12 protein-coding genes and 1 tRNA gene are annotated in these 20459 nt (G+C 67.3%); 8 read left to right on the forward strand and 5 right to left on the reverse strand.

The annotated features are described in order from the left end of the window. Positions 1-29: 29 nt before the first annotated feature. The 4 genes from ACGVWT_RS09950 (at position 30) to ACGVWT_RS09965 (ending at position 4560) form a co-directional block, all read left to right on the forward strand. The gene (locus ACGVWT_RS09950; RefSeq protein ID WP_315461672.1) at positions 30-2465 is read left to right on the forward strand and encodes a TonB-dependent siderophore receptor; all 2436 of its coding nucleotides are present in this window, start codon (positions 30-32) and stop codon (positions 2463-2465) included. 64 nt (positions 2466-2529) lie between these two features. Beyond that, the gene (locus ACGVWT_RS09955; protein WP_315461671.1) at positions 2530-3213 is read left to right on the forward strand and encodes a Fe2+-dependent dioxygenase; all 684 of its coding nucleotides are present in this window, start codon (positions 2530-2532) and stop codon (positions 3211-3213) included. Beyond that, complete coding sequence (locus tag ACGVWT_RS09960) at positions 3206-3457, forward strand: ribbon-helix-helix domain-containing protein (RefSeq protein WP_017977844.1); 252 nt, start codon at positions 3206-3208, stop codon at positions 3455-3457. Before ACGVWT_RS09955 ends, ACGVWT_RS09960 begins: the two co-directional genes overlap by 8 nt. 47 nt (positions 3458-3504) lie before the next feature. Further along, positions 3505-4560, forward strand: coding sequence for a PepSY domain-containing protein (locus ACGVWT_RS09965; protein ID WP_315461670.1), 1056 nt, complete (start codon positions 3505-3507; stop codon positions 4558-4560). 179 nt (positions 4561-4739) lie between these two features. Here the strand turns inward: ACGVWT_RS09965 and ACGVWT_RS09970 are convergent, their stop codons facing one another. Both ACGVWT_RS09970 and ACGVWT_RS09975 read right to left on the reverse strand, forming a co-directional pair. Next, a complete protein-coding gene (locus tag ACGVWT_RS09970; protein ID WP_315461669.1) occupies positions 4740-9344 on the reverse strand; it encodes an NAD-glutamate dehydrogenase domain-containing protein in 4605 nt (1534 codons plus the stop codon). A 125-nt stretch (positions 9345-9469) separates the two neighbouring features. Then, complete coding sequence (locus tag ACGVWT_RS09975; protein WP_315461668.1) at positions 9470-10798, reverse strand: hypothetical protein; 1329 nt, start codon at positions 10796-10798, stop codon at positions 9470-9472. A 191-nt stretch (positions 10799-10989) separates the two neighbouring features. Here ACGVWT_RS09975 and ACGVWT_RS09980 point away from each other — a divergent pair. The 3 genes from ACGVWT_RS09980 (at position 10990) to ACGVWT_RS09990 (ending at position 12836) form a co-directional block, all read left to right on the forward strand. Continuing rightward, positions 10990-11065 (forward strand) — tRNA-Thr (locus ACGVWT_RS09980). Between the two features lie 150 nt (positions 11066-11215). After that, positions 11216-11512, forward strand: coding sequence for a hypothetical protein (locus ACGVWT_RS09985; protein WP_315461667.1), 297 nt, complete (start codon positions 11216-11218; stop codon positions 11510-11512). Positions 11513-11726: 214 nt separating this feature from the next. Beyond that, the gene (locus ACGVWT_RS09990) at positions 11727-12836 is read left to right on the forward strand and encodes an alkene reductase (protein WP_315461666.1); all 1110 of its coding nucleotides are present in this window, start codon (positions 11727-11729) and stop codon (positions 12834-12836) included. A gap of 289 nt (positions 12837-13125) precedes the next feature. Here ACGVWT_RS09990 and ACGVWT_RS09995 read toward each other — a convergent pair whose 3' ends face one another. Beyond that, on the reverse strand, positions 13126-15945 hold the full coding sequence (locus ACGVWT_RS09995) for a bifunctional YncE family protein/alkaline phosphatase family protein (protein WP_394426194.1): 2820 nt from the start codon (positions 15943-15945) through the stop codon (positions 13126-13128). A 354-nt stretch (positions 15946-16299) separates the two neighbouring features. Here ACGVWT_RS09995 and ACGVWT_RS10000 point away from each other — a divergent pair, with 354 nt between their 5' ends. After that, positions 16300-16962: a DNA starvation/stationary phase protection protein gene (locus ACGVWT_RS10000; protein WP_315462486.1), complete on the forward strand. Its 663-nt coding sequence runs from the start codon at positions 16300-16302 to the stop codon at positions 16960-16962. A 171-nt stretch (positions 16963-17133) separates the two neighbouring features. Here ACGVWT_RS10000 and ACGVWT_RS10005 read toward each other — a convergent pair whose 3' ends face one another. Both ACGVWT_RS10005 and ACGVWT_RS10010 read right to left on the reverse strand, forming a co-directional pair. Then, positions 17134-18660, reverse strand: a complete 1527-nt coding sequence (locus tag ACGVWT_RS10005) for an AarF/ABC1/UbiB kinase family protein (RefSeq protein ID WP_315462485.1) — start codon at positions 18658-18660, stop codon at positions 17134-17136. Positions 18661-18745: 85 nt separating this feature from the next. Continuing rightward, positions 18746-19618, reverse strand: a complete 873-nt coding sequence (locus tag ACGVWT_RS10010) for a DMT family transporter (protein ID WP_394426199.1) — start codon at positions 19616-19618, stop codon at positions 18746-18748. Positions 19619-20459 lie beyond the last annotated feature (841 nt).

The raw sequence follows: 20459 nt of genomic DNA on the forward strand, positions 1-20459 counted from the left end.
CGGACGCCCCATAAAGGGGACCGTTTTTAATGACCAAACCACCGTTTCTGGCGCTGTCGTGCATCGGCTTCCTCGCGTCCGCGCCTGCCTTTGCCGCTGATCCGGTCGCGGCGACCGCCAAGACCGACGTTACGGCCGACCCGCAGGCGCAGGATGCCCGGCGCGAGGGCGAGCGCGACGACATCATCGTTAACGGCAAGGGGCAGGTCGCGCCTGCGGTGGTCGAAAGCCCGAAGGCGACGTCGGCGCTGATCGATACGCCGCAGACGATCACCGTCATTTCTGACCAGGTGCTGCGCAAGCAGAACCTCCAGACGCTGCGCGACGCCCTCCAGACGATCCCCGGCATTACCTTCGGTGCGGGCGAGGGCGGCGGCGGCTATGGCGACAGCATCAACCTGCGCGGCTATTCGGCCAACACCGACATCACGATCGACGGCATCCGCGACAGCGCGCAATACAGCCGCACCGATCCGTTCAATCTGCAGCAGATCGAAGTCTACAACGGCGCCAATTCGGTGTTCAACGGATCGGGCAGCGTCGGCGGCACGATCAACCTCGTCACCAAGGAGCCGCGGGCCGAAGACCTGACGATCGTGCAGGGATCGGTCGGCACCGACAATTACTGGCGGGGCACGGTGGATGCGAACCATCGCGTCGGCGACGATGTCGCGGTGCGCCTGAACGCGGTGTACCATCACAACGACGTGCCCGGCCGCGACGTCGAGAAGTACGAACGCTGGGGTGTCGCACCCGCCGTCACGATCGGGATCGGCGGGCCGACCAGCCTGACGCTCGCCTATGTCCATCAGCGCGACGACAATACGCCACTGTACGGTGTGCCCTATTTCAACAACGCGCTGGTCGGCGGCCTGATCACCGGCGCGGATCGCAGCGACTATTACGGCTACAGCAACCTCGATCGCCAGCAGATCACGGTCGATCGCTTCACCGCGACCTTCCGCCATCAGGCGGACGCGCATGTCTCGATCCGCAACCTGACGCGGTGGCAGCGCGTCGGCCAGTATAGCGTGACGAGCGCGCCGCAGGGCACCTTCTGCCTCGCCGGCACCGGTCGCCAGCCGGTGGCGACCAGTGCGACCGATCCGCAGGGCCTCGCCTGCCCGACGGGGTTGCAGCCGGGCCAATGGATCCCGTCCGGTCCCCGCGGGCTGGTGCGCGACCAGGAGAATCAGCTGCTCGCCAACCAGACCGACCTGCGGCTGGAGCATGGCGAGAAGGGTGGCCTGCGTAACGTCGCCAACATCGGCATGTCGGCGATCGTCGAGGATTACCGGATCACCAGCGGATCGCTGCTGCGCAATGCGGACGGATCGGCGGTGTCGCCGCTGCCGACGTTGTCGATCAGCAACCCGGACAGCGTCTATCGCGGGCCGATCAACTACGTCACCACGGCGCAGTCGCGGTCGACCCAGACCAACGTCGCGGTCTATGCCTTCGACACGCTGGAGCTGAACCGCTTCTTCGAACTGAACGGCGGCGTGCGCTGGGAAATGCAGCGCAGCGACTTCCGCGCACTGCCGCTCCGCACGCTCGCGCTGGGCGTCAGCCAGCCCGCCGCGGCGTTGCAGACGCCGCAGATCAACAACGAACGGCTGTTCTCGTACCGCGTCGGCGCAGTGTTCCATCCGGTGCGCGACGTCAGTGTCTATGCCGGCTACGGCAACGCGAAGACGCCCTCGTCGCCGAGCGTGCGGGCGGGCTGCGTCAGCGTCTCCAACAGCATCGTCACCAATACCTGCGGCGTTGCGCCCGAAACCGCGCGCAACTACGAAGCGGGCGTGAAGGCGGGGCTGTTCAACCGCCGGCTGGAGCTGACCGCGGCGGTGTTCCGCAACGAGCGCACCAATTATCGCGTACCCTCGAACGACCCCGCGCTGCCGACGGTGCAGGTGCTGGGCGGCAAGAGCCGCGTCGACGGGATCGCGCTGGGCGCATCGGGCAGCATCACCAAGGCGTGGACGATCTTCGCCAACTACACCTATCTCGATAGCAAGGTGGTGCAGTCGGTGTCCGATTTCTGCCTGCGCAATCCGGGTAGCACCGGGTGCGGCAATTCGGTCGCCAACCCCGACCCGCAGCGCGACAGCCCGCTGGTGCAGACGCCGACACATTCGGGCAGCCTGTTCACCACCTACAAGCTGCCGTTCGGGCTCGAGCTGGGCTATGGCCTAACCTATCAGGGGTCGTTCACCACCTATGTCCCGGTGCTGACCAACGGCGTGCAGCTGCGCGCGCCCGACTATCTGATCCACCGCGCCTATCTGGCCTACAGCTTCGGTGGTGGCTGGACCGCGCAGCTCAACATCCAGAACCTGACGGATGAGAAGTACCTGACCAACGTCCGCAACAACATCAACGCGACCAGCGGCGTCGTGACCGGCGGCTGGGCGATGCCCGGCGACCGGCGCCAGACGGTGCTCAGCCTGTTCCGCAGCTTCTGATCTTTGCTACTCTTCCCCGCCACATCAGCCCCCGGCGGGGAAGAGACCTGAGGAACCACCAGTTATGCTGATTGCCATCCCCGATATTCTGGATGCGGAGGGCGTGGCGCGGCTGCGGGGGCTGATCGACGCGGGCGAATGGGTGGACGGCAACGTCACCTCGGGCCCGCAGGCGGCGCTCGCCAAGCGCAACCGTCAGCTGGTCGAAGGGACGGAGGCGGCGCGGGCCGGCGCGGCGTTCGTGCTCGATGCGCTGGGGCGGTCGCCGCTGTTCTTCGCCGCCGCGCTGCCGCTCAAGGTGTTTCCGCCGCTGTTCAACCGATATGAGGGCGGCGAGGATTTCGGCCTGCACGTCGACAATGCGATCCGCCTGCAGCGCGGCACCGATTTCCGCATCCGGTCCGACCTATCGGCGACGCTGTTTCTCGACGATCCCGACAGCTACGATGGCGGCGAGCTGGTGATCGAGGATCGTTTCGGGCCGCAGACGGTGAAGTTACCCGCCGGGCATCTCGTCCTTTATCCCGCCTCCAGCCTGCATCGCGTGACGCCGGTGACGCGGGGCGTGCGCACCGCGAGCTTCCTGTGGCTGCAATCGATGGTGCGCGACGATGGCGAGCGGCGGACCCTGTTCGAGCTGGACGAGGCGATCCAGTCGGTCGCGGCCAGCAACGGCCAGGGCGATCCTGCCGTGGTGAAGCTGACCGGCATCTATCACAATCTGTTGCGGCGCTGGGCCGATGCCTGACATTGCGGCGCCCGCCTGCGGCTTCGTCGGGCCAGTGAAGCGGTCGATCACGATCGCCGGTCACCAGACGTCGATCAGCCTGGAGCCCGTGTTCTGGCGCGCGCTGGAAGAGGCGGCGCAGGGCTGCGGCCTGCCGCTGTCCGCGCTGGTTGCTGAGATCGACGTGCTGCGTATCGCCGCGGACGATCCGCCCAACCTTGCCAGTGCATTGAGAAGCTGGCTGTTTGCGCGGACGTTGACCTGACGCCCGCCGCCATGCGACCGCCGGGGCACAGTCGGGGATACATAGCGATGAACGCGGTCAAATGGCGAAAGACTTGGTTTCAGGTCCATAAATGGATCGGGCTGACGCTCGCCATCCTCATCATCCCTTTGTCGCTGTCGGGCGCGGCGCTGGTCTGGCGCGAGCCGCTGGACCGGCTGATCAATGCCGAGCGCTATTCCACCAGCGGCACCGCGTTGCTGGCCCCCGAAACCTATGTGGCGGCGGCGCAGCGCGTGCTGGCGCCGGGCGAGCGGATCAGCGACCTCGGCCTGCCGGAGGGGGACGGCCCCGTGACGGTCAGCGCCGTGGGCGCGCAGGCGCCGCGGCGCGGACCGCCGCCGCGCACCACCGTCTATCTCGACCCGCCCACCGCGCGCGTGCTGGCCGTGGCGCCGCGCAGCGGCGGCGTGATGCGCTTCCTGCATGTGCTGCACGGCAGCCTGCAGGTGCCGGGGATCGGTCGCACGATCGTGGGCTGGATCGGTGTCGCGATGCTGCTGTCGAGCATGACCGGCCTATGGCTGTGGTGGCCGAGCGTTGGGCGCTGGACGAAGGGCTTTCGCTGGCGCCGGCACCGCAACACCGACAGCAACCTGCATTACCAGATGGGCTTCTGGATCGCGCTGCCGCTGTTCGTGCTGTCGTTGACCGGCGTGTGGATCAGCTTTCCCAGCGTGTTCGGCGGACGGGAGGGCGGCGGGCGCCCCGCCTTCGCGCCGCCGGTGGCCGAGCCGGCGCAGTCCGTCGATACGGTCGTCGCGCGCGCCGCGGGGGTGGCGAAGGGGCCGCTGCGCAGCGTCGGTTGGCCGACCGAGCGGTCGGCGGACTGGACGGTCAGCCTGGCCGATGGGCGCCGGATCAAGGTGGCGGACGACGGCGGCGTCGCGGTCGCTGCGGCGGCGCGCAAGCCGGGCGGCGCGGCGCGCTGGATGCGGCGGATCCACGATGGCGACGATATGGGAATCGTCTGGCAGGTGGTGATTTTCCTGGGTGGGCTGCTGCCGGCCGGGCTAGCGGTGACGGGCGTGATCATGTGGTGGCGCGCCCGTGGCTGGCGCGCGAAGGTGGCGGCGCGGGGGTAGGGGGCTTTCCGGTTTTACCGTCGTCACCCCGGACTTGTTCCGGGGTCCACTGTGCGGCGGGGGGAACGGCTGGAGGCTCAACCGCCCCCTTGCGGCCCGGTGGACCCCGGAACAAGTCCGGGGTGACGGATGGGGTGGGGCTGGCCTCCCGCTCCCGAGGGCGCGGGAGGCCGAGTGGCTTACCGCCCCAGAAGCACCCGCGCCTGGCCGGCGATCTGCGCGAGCATGGCCGCATTGGGCTGCGCGGCATGGCGGGCGCGGTCGACCAGCGCCTTAAACTGCGCGACGCGCGCGCCGTTCGCGGCCAGCCAAGTCTGCACCGCGCTGCGCGGATCGCCTTCGCCGGTGCGGCCGAGGAACTCCAGTCGCTGCTGCTGGAAATCGCGCGCGAGGCCGGCGAGCAGCAGGCGCTCCCACGGATCGCCCGAGACGATGCGCGCCGCCGCCGCCTGCGCCCAGTCGAGGCCCAGGTCCTGCCCAAGGTGGGTATAGGCCCGCGTCAGCTCGATTTCGTCGATCCCGAGGCGCTGGCCCAGCGCGGCGAGGCCGACGACGCCGTCCATGTCGAACAGGCGGACGACGCGGCGCGCCAGCTCGGCGGGTGCGCCAGCGGCTTCCAGCTCGGCGGCGATGCGAGCGCTCTGCGCGCTCGCTTCCTCGAGCAGCAGCGACTGCGTCTGGCGTTCCAGCGCGGCGATGCCCTGGCCCAGCCGTTCGATCACTGCGCCCGGCAACGTGCCCGGTGCGTTGGCGCGCAGCAGGTCGGCGATGTGCGAGCGCGTCGCCACCGCCACCTCGTTGAACAGCGCGATGCGCGCGCCTTCGGCAATGTCGGCGCGCTCGATCTCCGCCCACAGGCTGTCGAGGCCGAAGACGCGCTCCGCCACCACGAACATCGCGGCGATGTCGGCGACCGCGGCGCCTTCCTCTTCCGCCAGTTCGAACGGGCGCAGCACGCCCAGCCGGTTGACGATGCGGTTGGCGAGCTTGGTCGCGACGATCTCGCCGCGCAGGCGATGCTCGTCGATCGCCTGCGCGAAGTCGCGCCGCATCGCCGGCGGGAAGGCGGCGTGCAGGTCCGGTGCCAGTTCGGGGGCGAGCGCCAGCGGTGCCTGCTCGATCCCGTCCTGCAACGACAGCTTGGCGGTGGCGAGCAGCACGGCGAGTTCGGGCCGGGTGAGGCCATGGCCTTCCTGCCCACGCCGCAGCAGGTCGTCGTTGCCAGCGAGCCCCTCGACCGCACGGTCCAATCGACCGGCGCCTTCGAAGATTTCGATGACGCGGACGTAGCTGGGGATGGCGCTTGCACCGTCCGCTTCGGCGATCGACAGCGCCAGCGTCTGGAGGCGATTGTCCTCCAGCACCAGATGCGCGACGTCGTCGGTCATGCTGGCGAGCAGCGCGTTGCGCTCCTCGAAGCCGAGGCGGCCTTCGTTCATTTCGCGGTTGAGCGCGATCTTGATGTTCACCTCGTTATCCGAACAATCGACGCCCGCCGAATTGTCGATGAAGTCGGTGTTGATCCGGCCGCCACGCTCTGAGAAGGCGATACGCGCCGCCTGGGTGACGCCCAGGTTCGCGCCTTCGCCGATCGCGGTAACGCGCAGTTGCTCGGCATCGACGCGCAGGCGGTCGTTGGCGGGATCGCCGACGGCGGCGTTATTCTCGCGCGCCGCCTTCACATAGGTGCCGATGCCGCCGAACCACAGCAGGTCCGCGGGCGCCTTCAAAATCGCGGAGATGAGCGACGCCGGATCCAGCTGCGTCGCGGTGATGCCGAGCGCGGCCTGCGCCTGCGGCGACAGCGGAATGACCTTCTCGCTGCGCGCCCACACGCCGCCGCCTTCGCTGATGAGGCCGGCGTCGTAATCGGCCCAGCTGGAGCGGGGGAGGGCAAACATGCGCGCGCGCTCGTCCCAGCTGGCGGCAGGATCGGGATTGGGGTCGATGAAGATGTGGCGGTGATCGAACGCCGCGACGATCTTCAGCGCCTTGCTGAGCAGCATGCCGTTGCCGAAGACGTCGCCCGACATGTCGCCGCAGCCGACGACGGTGATCGGCTGGGTCTGAACATCGACGCCGCGCTCGGCGAAGTGGCGCTGCACCGACACCCAGGCGCCCTTGGCAGTGATGCCCATCGCCTTGTGATCGTAGCCGACGCTGCCGCCGGACGCGAAGGCGTCGCCCAGCCAGAAGTCGCGCTCCAGCGCCAGCGCATTGGCGACGTCGCTGAACGTCGCGGTGCCCTTGTCGGCGGCGACGACGAAATAGGGGTCCTCACCATCGAGCACCGCGACGTCCGCCGGATGCACGACGCGGCCGTCGACGATATTGTCGGTGATCGACAGGAGCGAGCGGATGAAGATCCGGTAGCTTTCGGTGCCTTCCGCCAGCCATGCGTCGCGATCGACCGCGGGGGAGGGGAGCTGCTTGGGGTAGAAGCCGCCCTTCGCGCCGGTCGGCACGATCACCGCATTCTTGACGCGCTGCGCCTTCATCAGCCCGAGGATTTCGGTGCGGAAGTCGTCGCGCCGGTCCGACCAGCGCAGGCCCCCGCGTGCGACCGGGCCGGCGCGCAGGTGGATGCCCTCGACCCGCGGCGAATACACCCAGATCTCGCGCCACGGCACGGGGGCGGGCAGGCCGGGGATCAGGTGACTGTCGAGCTTGAACGCCAGCGCTTCGTTCGCCGCGGGGGCGAAGGCGTTGGTGCGCAGGCAGGCGCCGATCAGGTCGCGATAGGCGCGCAGGATGCGGTCGTCGTCGATCGCCGATACCGCGTCGAGGCCCCGCGCGATCGCTTCGTCGCTGGCGGTCAGGTCGCCACTGCCCTTGGGATCATGCGCGGCTGCGAAGCGCGCGATCAGCGCCTTGGTCAGCTTGGGCGCGCGGCGTAGGGCGTCGACGACGGTGGTCAGGCCATAGGGCAGGCCCGCCTGGCGGAGATAGCGGAACCAGGCCCGCAGCAGCACGACTGACTGCGGCGTGAGGCCGACGTCGATGATCAGGCGGTTGAACGCGTCGTTTTCCGCTGCCCCTTCCAGCACGGCGGCGATCGCGCCTTCCAGCACCGCGGCGTCATTGGCGTCGTCGGTCGCATCCGTCTCGACGACGAAGTCATGGACGAAGGTGTCCGCTTCGTCCTGGAGCCGCGTGGGCAGCTCGCCGATCACGCGGAAGCCGAAATTCTCCAGCACCGGCACCGCGTCCGACAGCGCAAGCGCGCCGTGCAGCTTGTAGATCTTGAGCTGGCGGTCCTCGCCCGCGACGACCGGGAAGATGCGCACCGAGCGGTCGCCGGCATTTTCCAGGCTCGATACGCGCAAAATGTCCTGCGCCGCTTCGGCGGGGCTGCTGACGTTGCGGTAATTGGCCGGGAAGGCGTTGGCCCAGCGCAGCGCCAGACGCGCGGCGCGCTGAGCGGGCACCTGTTCGACCAGCGCCGCCTCGACGTCCGACATCCAGCCGCGCACCATCTTGCGCAGGCGCTCGGCGAGCGGTTCGGTCTCGGGCATGCGGCCTGAGCCGCGCAGGTCGATCGTGTAGCGGAGCAGGGCGACGACGCCGTCGTCGAGGCTGATCGACCAGTTGAGCACGTTGCCGTTCGAGGCGTCGGCCAGCATCTGGCCGATCGCGACGCGGCGTGCGGTGGTGAGGTCGTCGCGCGGCAGCCAGGCGAAGGCGAACAGATGCCGCCCCAGCGCCGACTTCACCAGCACCAGCGCCGGCCGCGGCCGGTCGGCGAGGCTCATCGCAGTCAGCACCACCTCTTCCAGCGCATCGGCCGGGAAGGCGACGACGAGGTCGTGGGGCAAAGCGGTCAGCGCATGCGTCAGCGCCTTGCCGGTATGGCCCTTGGGATCGAAGCCGAACTTCGCCTCCAGCGCAGACAGGCGCGCCCGCAGCACGGGGATGTCGCGCGGCTTGGCGCTCAGCGCAGCGCTGGTCCACAGGCCGGCGTGGATCGACAGGCCGACGACCTCGCCCGCCTCCATCACCGGCACCAGCACCAGATCGAGCGGTACGGCGCGGTGGACGGTCGAGATCAGGCTGGATTTCAGCAGCAGCGGCGCGTCATTGCCCTCTTCGAACCAGCGGATCGCGAGCGCGCGGTTCGCCTCGGCAAGCACCGGCGTTTCGTGTGGATGGCGGACGATGCCGAGCGCCTCGCCCGCGCTGCCGTCGCGCCGCCAGATCTGGTGGCCGAGCAACGTGAACTGTCCGTCGAGGAACCATTGCAACAGCGCCGCGCCCTCGCCCTGCGGCAGCGCGGCCTCGTCGCGCGCCATCGCGCGCTGCAGCGCGGGCCAGTCGGTGACGGCGGCGCGCACATCGGCGAGTACCGCGGTCAGGTCTTCGACCAGGCCGCGCCGGTCGCGCGCGTCGGCGCGTTCCAGCTCGATGTAGATCATCGATTCGGGCGTGCCCGCGCCGCCGATGTCGGTGAGCGCGCCCGATGCATCGCGCGTCACGCGGACGACGGGGTGGATCAGGCGGTCGATGTCGAGATCCTGTTCGCCGATCGCGGCGGCGATCGAATCGACCAGGAAGGGCATGTCGTCGTTGACGATGGCGAGGCGCATGCGCCGCCGCACGTCGTCCGACGCGATCGGCTCGAGCCGGATCGCGGGCTTGCCGGGCTCACGACGCGCGGCGGTGTCCGCGACGAACGCCGCGGCGGCGGCCCGCTCGGCATCGCCGAAGCCGGTCAGCTCCCCCGGTAGCGCGCCCTTGGTCAGCCGGGCGGCAAGCGCCTCGGCCATGCTCTGGTTCTGGTCGGCCATGGCAGCCGCCTACGCCCGTCTCTTCCGGGCTTCAAGCTTTGCTGCAGTGCGAAAATTACGTGGTAGCGCAATAAAGTGATGCGCTGCTCGGGAGCCTTCCGTTCGTCGACGAGGCGCGCCTGCGTTCAGGCCGCGGCCTTGCGCAGCACGCTTTCCAGCAGCGCCTTGTCGTCAACGCATTTGATGACGTCGACCAGGCCATCCTCGCCGGCGCGCGCCAGCAGGACGATGAATTCGTCCGCCACCTCGGGCAAGGCGACGCGGCCCAGCACGGGCAGCGCCCGCAGTTCGGCGGCGGCGCGATCGAACAGGTCGACGCGCTCGTCGGGGCGACGCGTGGCGCGCTCGGCAGCGACCACCGCCTTGATGCCGCCCTGCGCGGTTTCCAGCACAGTGGTGAGGCCGCCCGCGGGCACCTCGGTGCGGCGGGCGTAGGCCAGCACCGCGGCATATTCGGCAAGGCGCGTCTTGTCGTAATCCGACCCGAACACGAGCTTGACGATCGCGGTCAGCGGCGCGCGTGGCTGTACCGTCAGCCCGGCCTGCGCCAGCAGCGCGGCATAGCCCTCGGCATCCCGCTCGCATGCCAGCGCGAAATCATGGGCGCGGCCCAGCGCGCGATACAGCGCAGCGCGCCCGCGTGCATCGGCGGCGCGCACCGCCGCGGCGCTTTCGCGGGCCATCGCCAGCCGGTCGCGCAGCGATGCGTCGGTCGCGGACTCGGCGATCGGTTCTTCCGCCATCTCGAATCCACCGCTCGGCCCGTCCGCCCAGACCGGCGTCGCGGCGAGCGCGCGCGGGGCGCTGCGCACCGCTGCGTCCAGCTCGGCGGCGAGCGTCGCCTGCGTGTCGGCGTCGGCCAGCTCCTTCCAGTTGATGACGCCGTAGATGAAGTCGATCGTGCTGTCGTCGGAGGTGAAGGGCATCAGGATGCCGCGATACAATGTCGTGCGACCGCGGATGCCGACGAACTCCGCCTCGAACCCGATCGGCGCGCGATTCGCGATGATCTGCAGATAATGGTCGGTCAGGCGCGACAGCAGCGACCGCCCCGGCACGTCCGCGACGCGCACGACATGCGCGTCCAGCCCGCATTCCTCGCGCAGCGTGCGCCCCAGATAGGCGATGGTCGGGTCGTCGATGCCGCGGGTGAAATCGATCAGCACGCTGTGCGGACCGAAGTCGGCGATATTGGCGGGATCGAGGTCGTCGATGCCGGGGCAGGGGCGGCCCTTCAGCAGCGAAACCCAGTGGTTATAGGCGCGCACGTGCATGCGCCGCTCGTCACCGCCGAGCGAGAAGGCGGCATCGTCCACGCCGCCACCGTCGATGTCGCCGCCATCGTCCGGCGGGCTCGCCAGCGCCGCGTCGAGCACGTCATGGCCGCCACCATCGGCGCGCATGCCCTCGCCATCCCCGACTCGCCCGTCATCGAAGCCGCGCGCCGTATCCATGCCCAAACCCTTCTCGCATCAGGACATGACGGTCCTGGTCCTAGGCTGCTTCTGCACCGTCCGTGGTAAACGGAGCGTAAAGCCGCGCGGCGAACAATTGGCATGTCCCGACACAAAGGCCGCTTGTCAGCCGCGATCCGACCTGATAGGCGCACCCCCGAACGGCCCCTCAGCGGGCCGGTCCACCCCGGGCCGCTTTAGCTCAGCTGGTAGAGCATCGCATTCGTAATGCGGGGGTCACAGGTTCGAGTCCTGTAAGCGGCACCATCACGTCCCCGGAAGATACCTGGAAACCGCCGAAATCTGCGGCGAAATGGCTCGCGGCGGTCCCACGAAACCTCACTTTGTTCCGCGGTGGCCCACTCAAAAAGTAGCCACGAATCATGGGGCCACGAACGGTGCAGAGGGCGTAGCCCCATGCTCACGGTTGAGCGGATTTGGGCGCTGAAACCGGCAGAGCGCCCCTATCAGGTGGCCGTTAATGACGGCGTGTATCTGCTGATGCAGCTATCCGGCGTCATGCTCGTGCTCACTCTCGTTGCTTACGTATTGTCACCTGTCCAAGCACCGTCGGACCTTCGAGATCCACAAGTCGGCATGGCGGGTCGCCCTGAAACGGCAACCGAATATGCCCACAATGCATGCGCTTGTGGCTTCCAGGTCGTAGTGCGGCGTTCAGTCATCCGATTTGGCTGCGAACGGGCCGCCTCTTGAGAGGTGGACGACGAGCAGAGGTCGGAAAACGCCGATGCCGTGCCGAATGACTTCTCGGTCTCGTTTGCATAGGAACCCTTGTGATCGTCCGCGCGCCATCAGCATCCTTCCGATCGGTTTAACCGACCGAAATTGCGGCTGAGTGCCGGACCGTAACGGCAGCTGGTCCGTTCAGCGCTCCTGACCTTGCACTGCTTGATGGATATCGCCGACCATGCCCGACCATTCCGCATCGCCCATATTCCAGCCAGTCCAGATCGGGGACTTGTCGCTCCGCAACCGCATCGTCATGGCGCCATTGACGCGCAGCCGTTCGAACGACGACGGGATCCCGCCCGCCTTCGCCGCCGACTATTATGCGCAGCGCGCTGACGCCGGGATCGTCATAAGCGAAGCGACCAACGTCTCTCCCCAGGCAGTCGGCTATGCGTTGACACCGGGCATCTGGAACGACCAGCAAATCGAGGCGTGGCGCCCGATCGTGCAGGCTGTCCATGATCGTGGCGGCGTCATGTTTCTTCAGTTGTGGCATACTGGGCGCATCTCGCATCCGGACCTACAAGGCGGAAAGCCGCCGGTCGCACCGTCGGCCATCAAGCCGGTCGGACAGGCGTTCACCAAGGATGGGATGAAGGACCACGTCACGCCGCGCGCGCTGGAAACGGACGAGATCCCTGGCATCGTCGAAGATTATCGTCGCGCCGCTATCAATGCCAAGGCAGCGGGATTCGATGGAGTCGAAGTTCATTCGGCGAACAATTATCTGCTTGAGCAGTTCGTCCGCGACAGCACCAACCGGCGAACCGATCGCTATGGCGGGTCGATCGAGAACCGTTTGCGCTTCCCCCTCGAGGTCGTCGACGCGGTCGTCGGCGTTTGGGGCGCGGCGCGTGTCGGTATCCGGTTGTCGCCGGCGACGACGATGCCCGGCGAAACCCCGCTCGACAGCACGGTGATGGAAACCTTCGGCGCCTATGTCGATGCGCTGTCAGAACGCGGCCTGTTGTATGTCCACGATATCGAGGGCGTGACGCAACAGACCCGCGACGCGGATGGCGTCGACTTCGCCGCGCTGCGCAAGCGTTTCAAAGGGGCTTACATCGCGAACAATCAATACACGCTCGAGCTGGCCGAGGAGGTTCTCGATCGTGGCGATGCCGACCTGTTCAGCATGGGGCGACCGTTCATCGCCAATCCCGATCTCGTCGATCGCTTGCGAACCGGCGCGCCGCTTGCGGAGGCGCCAAAGGAGTATTGGTACGGTGGCGGGTCGGTCGGCTATTCAGACTGGCCGACGATGTGCGGCGATCGGGATCGCGGCTGAGCCAACCGCATAGCGGAACCTGCCGTAGGATCGGACCTATACCGTGGATCGATCGATCGCGATGAGAATCTTGGGAGGCGGTGGCGGGGCCGCGGTATGGCGACCGTTGGCGCGATGGTGATGGCAAGACCATCCTCCGCGCTGACGGCGCCGACGTTCGCGCTGCTCAGCAAAAATTTTCCACGGAGAGGCTGCCGTGCGGTTCCGCGAAGAAAGATCCTACCGCACGGTCTTCGCTTCAAAGATTAGTCGGAAGTCCGCGGACGACACCTGAATGTCCGAACGTGGATCATCGCGGGCAACCGACGCCATCCTTCTCGAGCAGCCCCGAGCGAGCGGTGCGAAAATTCCGCCCATCGCGCTCGGCCGGCTGGACGCCGGAGCCCAGCCCCCGCCACAGCGCCGCGTTGAAGGCCGCGGTGTCGAGATGATCCTCGGTGCGGAAATCCTGCCCGCGCATCGCCTCCGCCCACCAGGTCGAGCTGGGGTGGTCGCACCGCCCGGTCGTTGCCGCGATCCGGGGGGCGAAGCGATCGGTGGGGATTGGGAGCTGCGTCGTACGAAGCACGTCGGCCGCGTCGGCGCGATACGTCCAGTGGGTCTGGGCGGGGTCGAACAGGTCAGCCATCGGCGCCGCCAGCCCGTCGTTGAGTCCTAGCGGCTTCAGCCCCAGCACCGCCTCGATCGTCCGCAGGACGTTGACCGTCGTGTAGCGGGTCGAAACGACCACGCCCTGCCGGACATAGGGCCCGGCCACGAACGCGACCGACCGCCGCGCATCGACATGGTCGGCACCATTCTGGGCATCGTCCTCGATGATGAAGACCAGCGTCGAGCCCGCGACACGGCTGTTGGCGATCGCCTCGACGACCATGCCGACCGCGTAATCATTGTCGGCCATTTCCGTCTCGACGGTGTTCACCCCGTCGATTGCCTCCTTGAAATCGCCGAAGTGGTCGTGGCTCAGTCGCAGCAGCGTCAGGGCAGGGACCTTGTTGGCGGCATCGGCGGCGTCGAACTCGCGCCGCCATTCGAGCATGCGCCAATAGTCTGGGAGTTTCTGGTCGAAGCCGCGGAAATAGGGATCGCTGCGCTTCGCGAGCAGCCGGTCGCCGGGCGTGTAGATGCGCGTGCCCGTCTTCCACGGTTCGCGGATCACCGGTATCGCGCTGGGGGCGCCGGCATCGTAGACCGATGCGTCGGAAAAGCCGTAGTTGCGCACCGAGAGGCCCGCGCGGATCGCCTGATCCCACAGGAAACCCTGGTTCCTGTCATCGTCGTCGTCACCTTCGGCGTCGGGCGCGGTCAGCAGGGCGGGGCCGGCGAGCAGGTCGGGATCCTTCGACAGCGCCGGGTTCGTCGCCTGACGCTCCGCCGGGGTCTGCTGTGCGTAGACGAAGCGGTCCGCCTCCTCCGCTTCATAGGCGAGGCCGCGCTGCGCATAGTTCACGGGTGCCGTCTTTTCGAGCAGGTCGGGCGTCCGCGCCGCGGTCGACCAGGTCCAGCCGGTGCTCGATTGCTCTCCCGAATCGTAGAAATTGTCGAGCGTTGCGAACTGGCGTGCGAGGCGGTGGTGGTTGGGGGACAGCGCCCGGCCGAGGATGGCGAGATGCGGATCGCCGTTGCCGACCTCCAGATCGCCGAGCACCTGATCGTAGGTGCGGTTCTCCTTGATAATGAAGACGACGTGGCTGACCCGCGCCCGGATCGCCGCCATGTTCGCCTCGGCGGCCGCGCGGGCGGCGGCTCCGGGCAGCCCGATATTGTCGGCGACCTGGAGCGTCGTTGCGGCGAGCGCCTTGTCGTCCGGCAGTGGGAACTCCAGCATCCCCGCTTTTTGCAGCTGGTAGATATACTGGTTCGCCGCACCACAGGCATCGGGCTGACCGCGATAGATGGCGAGCTTCGGCGCGCACCCCTGCGCGTTGGGGCCGGGCGGGCTCTTGCGGTTGACGACGAACACGCGCTTGCCATCGGCCGACGTCGCCACGGCGCTGGGATACCAGCCGGTCGGCACCAGACCGGTGACGGTCCCGCCGGTGGCGCTCGGCGCGACGATCGCGACGGCATTGATCCCGCCCAGCGTCACCAGCAATCGCCCGTCGTGCAACTGGGCCAGGCCATTGGGGTTGAGCCCCTTGCCGATCGCGGGGGCGGCCAGCGCGTCCGGCAACGTGAGGCGCGGCTCCGCAACCAAGCGCGCTTGGACGGTGTCGATCACTGCAAGCCGGTCGTCATTGTCCTCGGTGGCGAACAGCCGGTGGTTGCGGGTATCGGCCAGCAGGGCGGTGGGCTCGCCGATCGTCGCGATCCGGCCGGTGATCCGGATCCCCGACCGCGTCGGCGCGAGCGCGACGATCTGCCGGTCGCGGGGCGCCGACACCCAGGCATGGCCGGCATCGGTCCACGCGATCGCAAAGGGGAATTCGCCGCCCGGAATGCCGCTCTGCGCCGGGTCGATCTTTCCGGGACGCAGGTCCTGCTCGGCGATGACCGTACCGCGATCCAGATCGAGCAAACTGACTGAATCATTATAATAGTTGGCGACCAGCCCGTAATGCCCGTCGGGGCTGACCGCGACGCCCGCCGCCTGCGGCTTGACCCCGGCGCCGAGCCCGGCGGTGTGGCCTAGCTTGATCGTCGCCGTCTCGACATACTGCCCGCCCGACCGTCCGAAGACATGGACGGTGTCGTCGACGCCGCCACCGACGACGAACCCGCGCCCATCCGGGCGCCATGCGATGCCGCCATAGCTGTTGGGGACGGTCAGCGTCTGCACCCGCCGGCTGCCATGCCCGTCGATCGCATAGCGGAAGATGTACTGGACCGACTGCGCCGCGACGACCTTCCCGTCGGTCCCGTTGAAGCGGTTGAAGCCGCTGGTCAGCACCAGCATTTCGCGCCCGTCCGGACGGCGCGCGATCGCCGCCGCGCCATCGACGACATAGGCGGGGTCGGGACCGGTGCGGGCGACCAGCGGCTCGAACCGCGCGCCCGGCGCCGCGGTGGGGGTGAGGCGCTGTCCGGTCGGCAAGGGCTGCCCCGTCCGCTCCTGCGCAGCGAGCGCGGCGGACATCATGATCGCGAAGGCGGTTAAATATGGGCGCATGGTCATCTCCGAGATCGACGACCATAGGACTGGAATGTGACTTCTCGCCATTCACGCCGTGACGACAGACCTCCATCGCGTCGAAAAGCAGGAATGAACGGCAGAAATCGGAGAGGTGGCGCACGCCCGTGAGTGACTAGCTTTGCAGCGTTGAGACGGTGGCCAGGACGTCTATTTCCGCCCTATGATGAAGGGGGGGGGCGGCAGAGTTGCGCTCTGTGGCAAATGGCCGGTCTTGCCTCGCAACATAAACATAAATTTAGACAACCCTATTCCGTTGGTGGCGTTCAGCGTTCGCCTATCAACAGCCTGAGCCGGGCCCCCCTGGCTAAGACTATCGCCGAAGGAATACGAATGATGCGCTACGCTTCGCTCGCCGCGGTCGCGTGCCTTTTTGCCACGCCCGCTTTTGCCCAAAGTGGCGATACCCGGTCCGATAACGGGTTTCCCCAGAATAGCGTGTCCAGCCAGGTCCACGGCGGCCCGCAAGGCGATGCGCAACGCGCGTCGATCGCGGCACTGCAGCAGACGCTGATCGAGCTGCAACAGCTTCAGCTCCAGACCAAGCAGGCCCATTGGAACGTGTCGGGCACGCTCTTCTATCCGCTGCACGAATTGCTGCAGGACCACCATGACGGCGTCGCCAAATATGCCGATGAGGTGGCCGAGCGCTTGCTTGCGATCGGTGCGTCGGCGGACGGCCGTGCGAACACCATCGTTCGTACCAGCCGCGTGCCGGAGATGCCGGGCGGCTTCATCGACGATGCGCAGGTCATCACCTGGTTCGCGACCAATTACCGCGTGGTCAGTGACGAGGTCGGGCAAGGGATCAAGGCGAGCGAGGACGGCGATCCGACCACCTCGAACCTGCTGCAGGAGGTGCAACACGCCATCGACAAATATCAGTGGCAGATGCGCGCCATGATCCAGCCGACGCCGACGGACCCCAATACCGGGGCAGATCTCAATGGCGGACGCCCGGTGCCGCCGATGACACGGGCGGCTCCCGCTCGCTGATTGCACGGCAGAATATAGAAGTGGTACAGCATCGCGACGGAGCGCCTGAATAGGGCCGTTCCGTTGCGATGTTGGCTATGGCTTCTTGCGGGTCCGCCCGCGGACAGCTCGCCGTCGCCTGACCATGCGCTTACGGATGCGCTTAAGCTAATTGATCGCCCCGAGCAGCCGCTATGCCAGGAAGCGCACGCCGGCGATCAGCAGCGATCCGAAGATGATCGCAGCGGCGATCCAACGACCGGAGGCCAGGATGGCGTCGGCCTGTCCATTGTTTGGCGACGGTGTCGGGGGCGCGTCTTCAAGGCGACGTATCGCCGCGCGCAGCAAACGGGGCGCATCGTCGCCGATCTTGCCGAGTTCCCACGCGAGCGCCTGCAGCGTCGGCGTCCAATAGCCGGGCGCCAGCCGCGCCGCGAGTATCCGGAGCGAGGCGCGTTGCATCGCGGCCGACAGATCGAAGTCCGGCTCGATCCGTGCCAGCACGCCATCGACCGTGACCAGCGCCTTGAAGATGAGCAGGAGATCGGCGGGCATCGTCATGCCTTCCGCCCGCAACAGCGGAAAGAAGTCGGCCACCATCGCGCTCAACACCAGTCGCCCGCCGCCATGCCGGATGATGAGCCGCTCGGCCGCCGCTTGGATGCGCTCGCGCGGCGTGCCGCTGCCCGCAGACCACGTCGCGAGAACGTCCGCCAGTTGTGCGGGATCGCCGGCGTTCAGGGCCTGGACGAAGCTGATGAACTCTTCTCGGCGGCGTGGCGATACGTGGCCGATCATGCCCAGATCGAGGAGCGCGATCCGGTTGCCGGGCAGGCATAAGAGGTTGCCGGGATGGGGGTCGCCGTGGAACCGGCCGTTCACCAGAACCATGTCGAGGACCATATCGGCACCGAGCGCCGCGATCGCGGCGGGATCGATCCCCGCCGCGCGCAATTCCTCCCGATCGCGGGGCGGGACGCCGTCGATATAGTCCATCACCAACACTGTTTCGGACGTCCAGGCCCAGTGGATGTCGGGGACCACCACGCGTGGCTCGTTTGCGAAGTCCGCGCGGAGCCGATCGGCGTTCCGCCCCTCGGTCGTGAAGTCCAGTTCTTCCGATATGGCCTCGGCAAGCTGTCGCATCATCGCGGTCGGCGCGAACCGGCGCGCTTCCGCGCTGGCGCTCTCGGCAATCGTCGCCAGTTGCGCGATCAAGCGCAGGTCGGCTTCCATCCGCGGACGGATGCCGGGGCGCCGGATCTTGAGCACCACCTCGCGCCCATCCGTCAGGGTGGCACGGTGGACCTGTGCCATCGACGCGGCCGCGAGGGGCGCGGGATCGAAGCTGGCGAAGGCGGTTTCCGGCGGTTGGCCGAGCGCCTCTTCGACCGCGGGGCGCAAATGCTCGAACGCCACGGTCGGCGCGCGGCTGTGCAATTGCTCCAGCTCGGTGATCCATTCATCGGACAGCAGGTCGCCCCGCGTCGCCAGGATTTGCCCGAGTTTGACGAAGGTCGGCCCGAGTTCCTCGAGGGCAAGCCGCGTGCGTCGCGGCAGGGGCATCGCGTCCGCGTCGGGGCGATCGTCTCCGACATCCGCGGTCCTTTCGATCCCCAACCGCTGGAGAATGACGCCGAGCCCGAACCGGGAGGCGACGTGGAGGATTTCCCCGAGGCGGTTCCGGTCGCGACCGGCAACGAGCAGCGTCTTGATCATCCCGGATCGATAGCAGGACCGTGCCAGCCTGCCACGCCCGCGAGCGGGCGGATGGCGTATCGCGGCCCGACCGGCGCCTGTCCTTTCATGCGCCCGCGAGCGCGATGACGCCGACGATCAGCACGCCGCACCCCGCGAGGCGCCAAACCCCGACGGTTTCTCGCAAGATCGCCATCGCCAGCAGCGCGCCGATCATCATGGACATTTCGCGCATCGGTGCGACGAGACTGAGTGGTGCACCGTTTCGCAAGGCAGCGAGGACGAGGATGTAGGAGAGGGGAGACAGGAGCCCGACGCCGAACGCGCTCCACCAATGCCCCCTCATGCCGATCATGGCCCGACGCGGGTTTGTCGCCACGACAGGCGCCAACAGGACGAAGCGCAGCAGGTTTGAGAACCAATCGAGGATGACTGGCGTAATGCCGAGCGCCTTCACCGCATAGGAGTCCACGACGGTATAGGAGGCGATCAGCCCGCCGGTTGCCGTGCCCCATCGGATGCCGGCCTGTCCGCCGGGTCGCCGGAAAGCGGAAAGATCGCCGCGTGTCGCGATCAGTCCGATCCCGGCCACGACGAGGGCCAGGCCGGCGAGGCCTCGCCCGGTCGGCGCTTCACCGAGCAGCAGGATTGCCCCGATCGTGGACAGCATCGGTCCGGTGCCCCGCGCCACGGGGTAGACGACCGACAGCTCCGCAACCTGATAGCCGCGCTGGAGGCACAGGCTGTAGGCGAGGTGGATCAGACCGCTGAGCAGCACGACAGCACTGCCCTGCGCCGTCCAGACGACCGTCCCGCGCCACAACACGTATAGCACCCACGGCGCATATGCGACGCAGGCGACCAGATTATAGGCGAAGACGAACACCGGCCCCACCGCGGCCGCCCGTTTCGCGAGCAGATTCCACGTCGCGTGGATGATCGATGCAAGCACGATGAGACAAAGCGAGGCAAGCGTCACGAGACCCCCTTTGGTGCAGCCGCACCGGTTGATCTCGACGTCTCCTCCCCTGGGCTTCTATCCCTTGGGTGCAGCCGCGGAAATCCCGCGGTCTCTGCAACGCTCGGTCCAGCAACGCTGTGCGTCCGGAACCCTAGTTGCCACTCGGTCGATAAGACAACGCTATCCTGGTTCGATATCGCCGATCAAGGCGTGCGCTCACGATCCTCGATTCATCATCGTTTCAAGACAGGCGCGCGCTGGCGCCCACGAGGCGATATGTGCGTCATCGGCCTCGCCAGGGATTTGGATTCATGATCGGAATTGGGAAACGACGGCGAATGCCGTGATTGGCCGCATTTTGGGTGCCACCTCGACCGGTCCAATTAGCAGATCGCTTCTGCTCTGACCCATCCGGCATCGCGACCTCGATGTCGAGTTCTTACGGGACTTGGAAACGTGGATTGGGGCTGGCGATCAGCTCTGCGCACCAAGGCAGGCCAGACAGATGCCGCCGTCATGCCGATCAACTCCAACAGCTTGTCGGAGTTGATCGGCATGGTTCGGCGGCTTGTCGCTGCCACAGCTGAAGCTATGGCTTATCCATCATCTTGCTTCAAACCTCTTCGAGCTGATCATGCGCGACGTTCCTCCTTAGTTTTTAAAAGGGGCAGCGATCGCCATCGAATATCTGACGAGTGCAGGTCGGCGGGGTGATGCTAGTTGAACAAACAGCGGGCAAGGCGTCTGTTTTCAGAGGAGCGATTGAATGCCTTCGAATGACCGAAAATAGGTCCTTCACGCGAATGCTGCGGCGGTCCCTTTTTTAACTGATAACCGACGCTGATCCTACGGCTTTGCT

The organism is Sphingomonas sp. S6 (assembly GCF_043498045.1).
Classification (GTDB): Bacteria; Pseudomonadota; Alphaproteobacteria; order Sphingomonadales; family Sphingomonadaceae; genus Sphingomonas.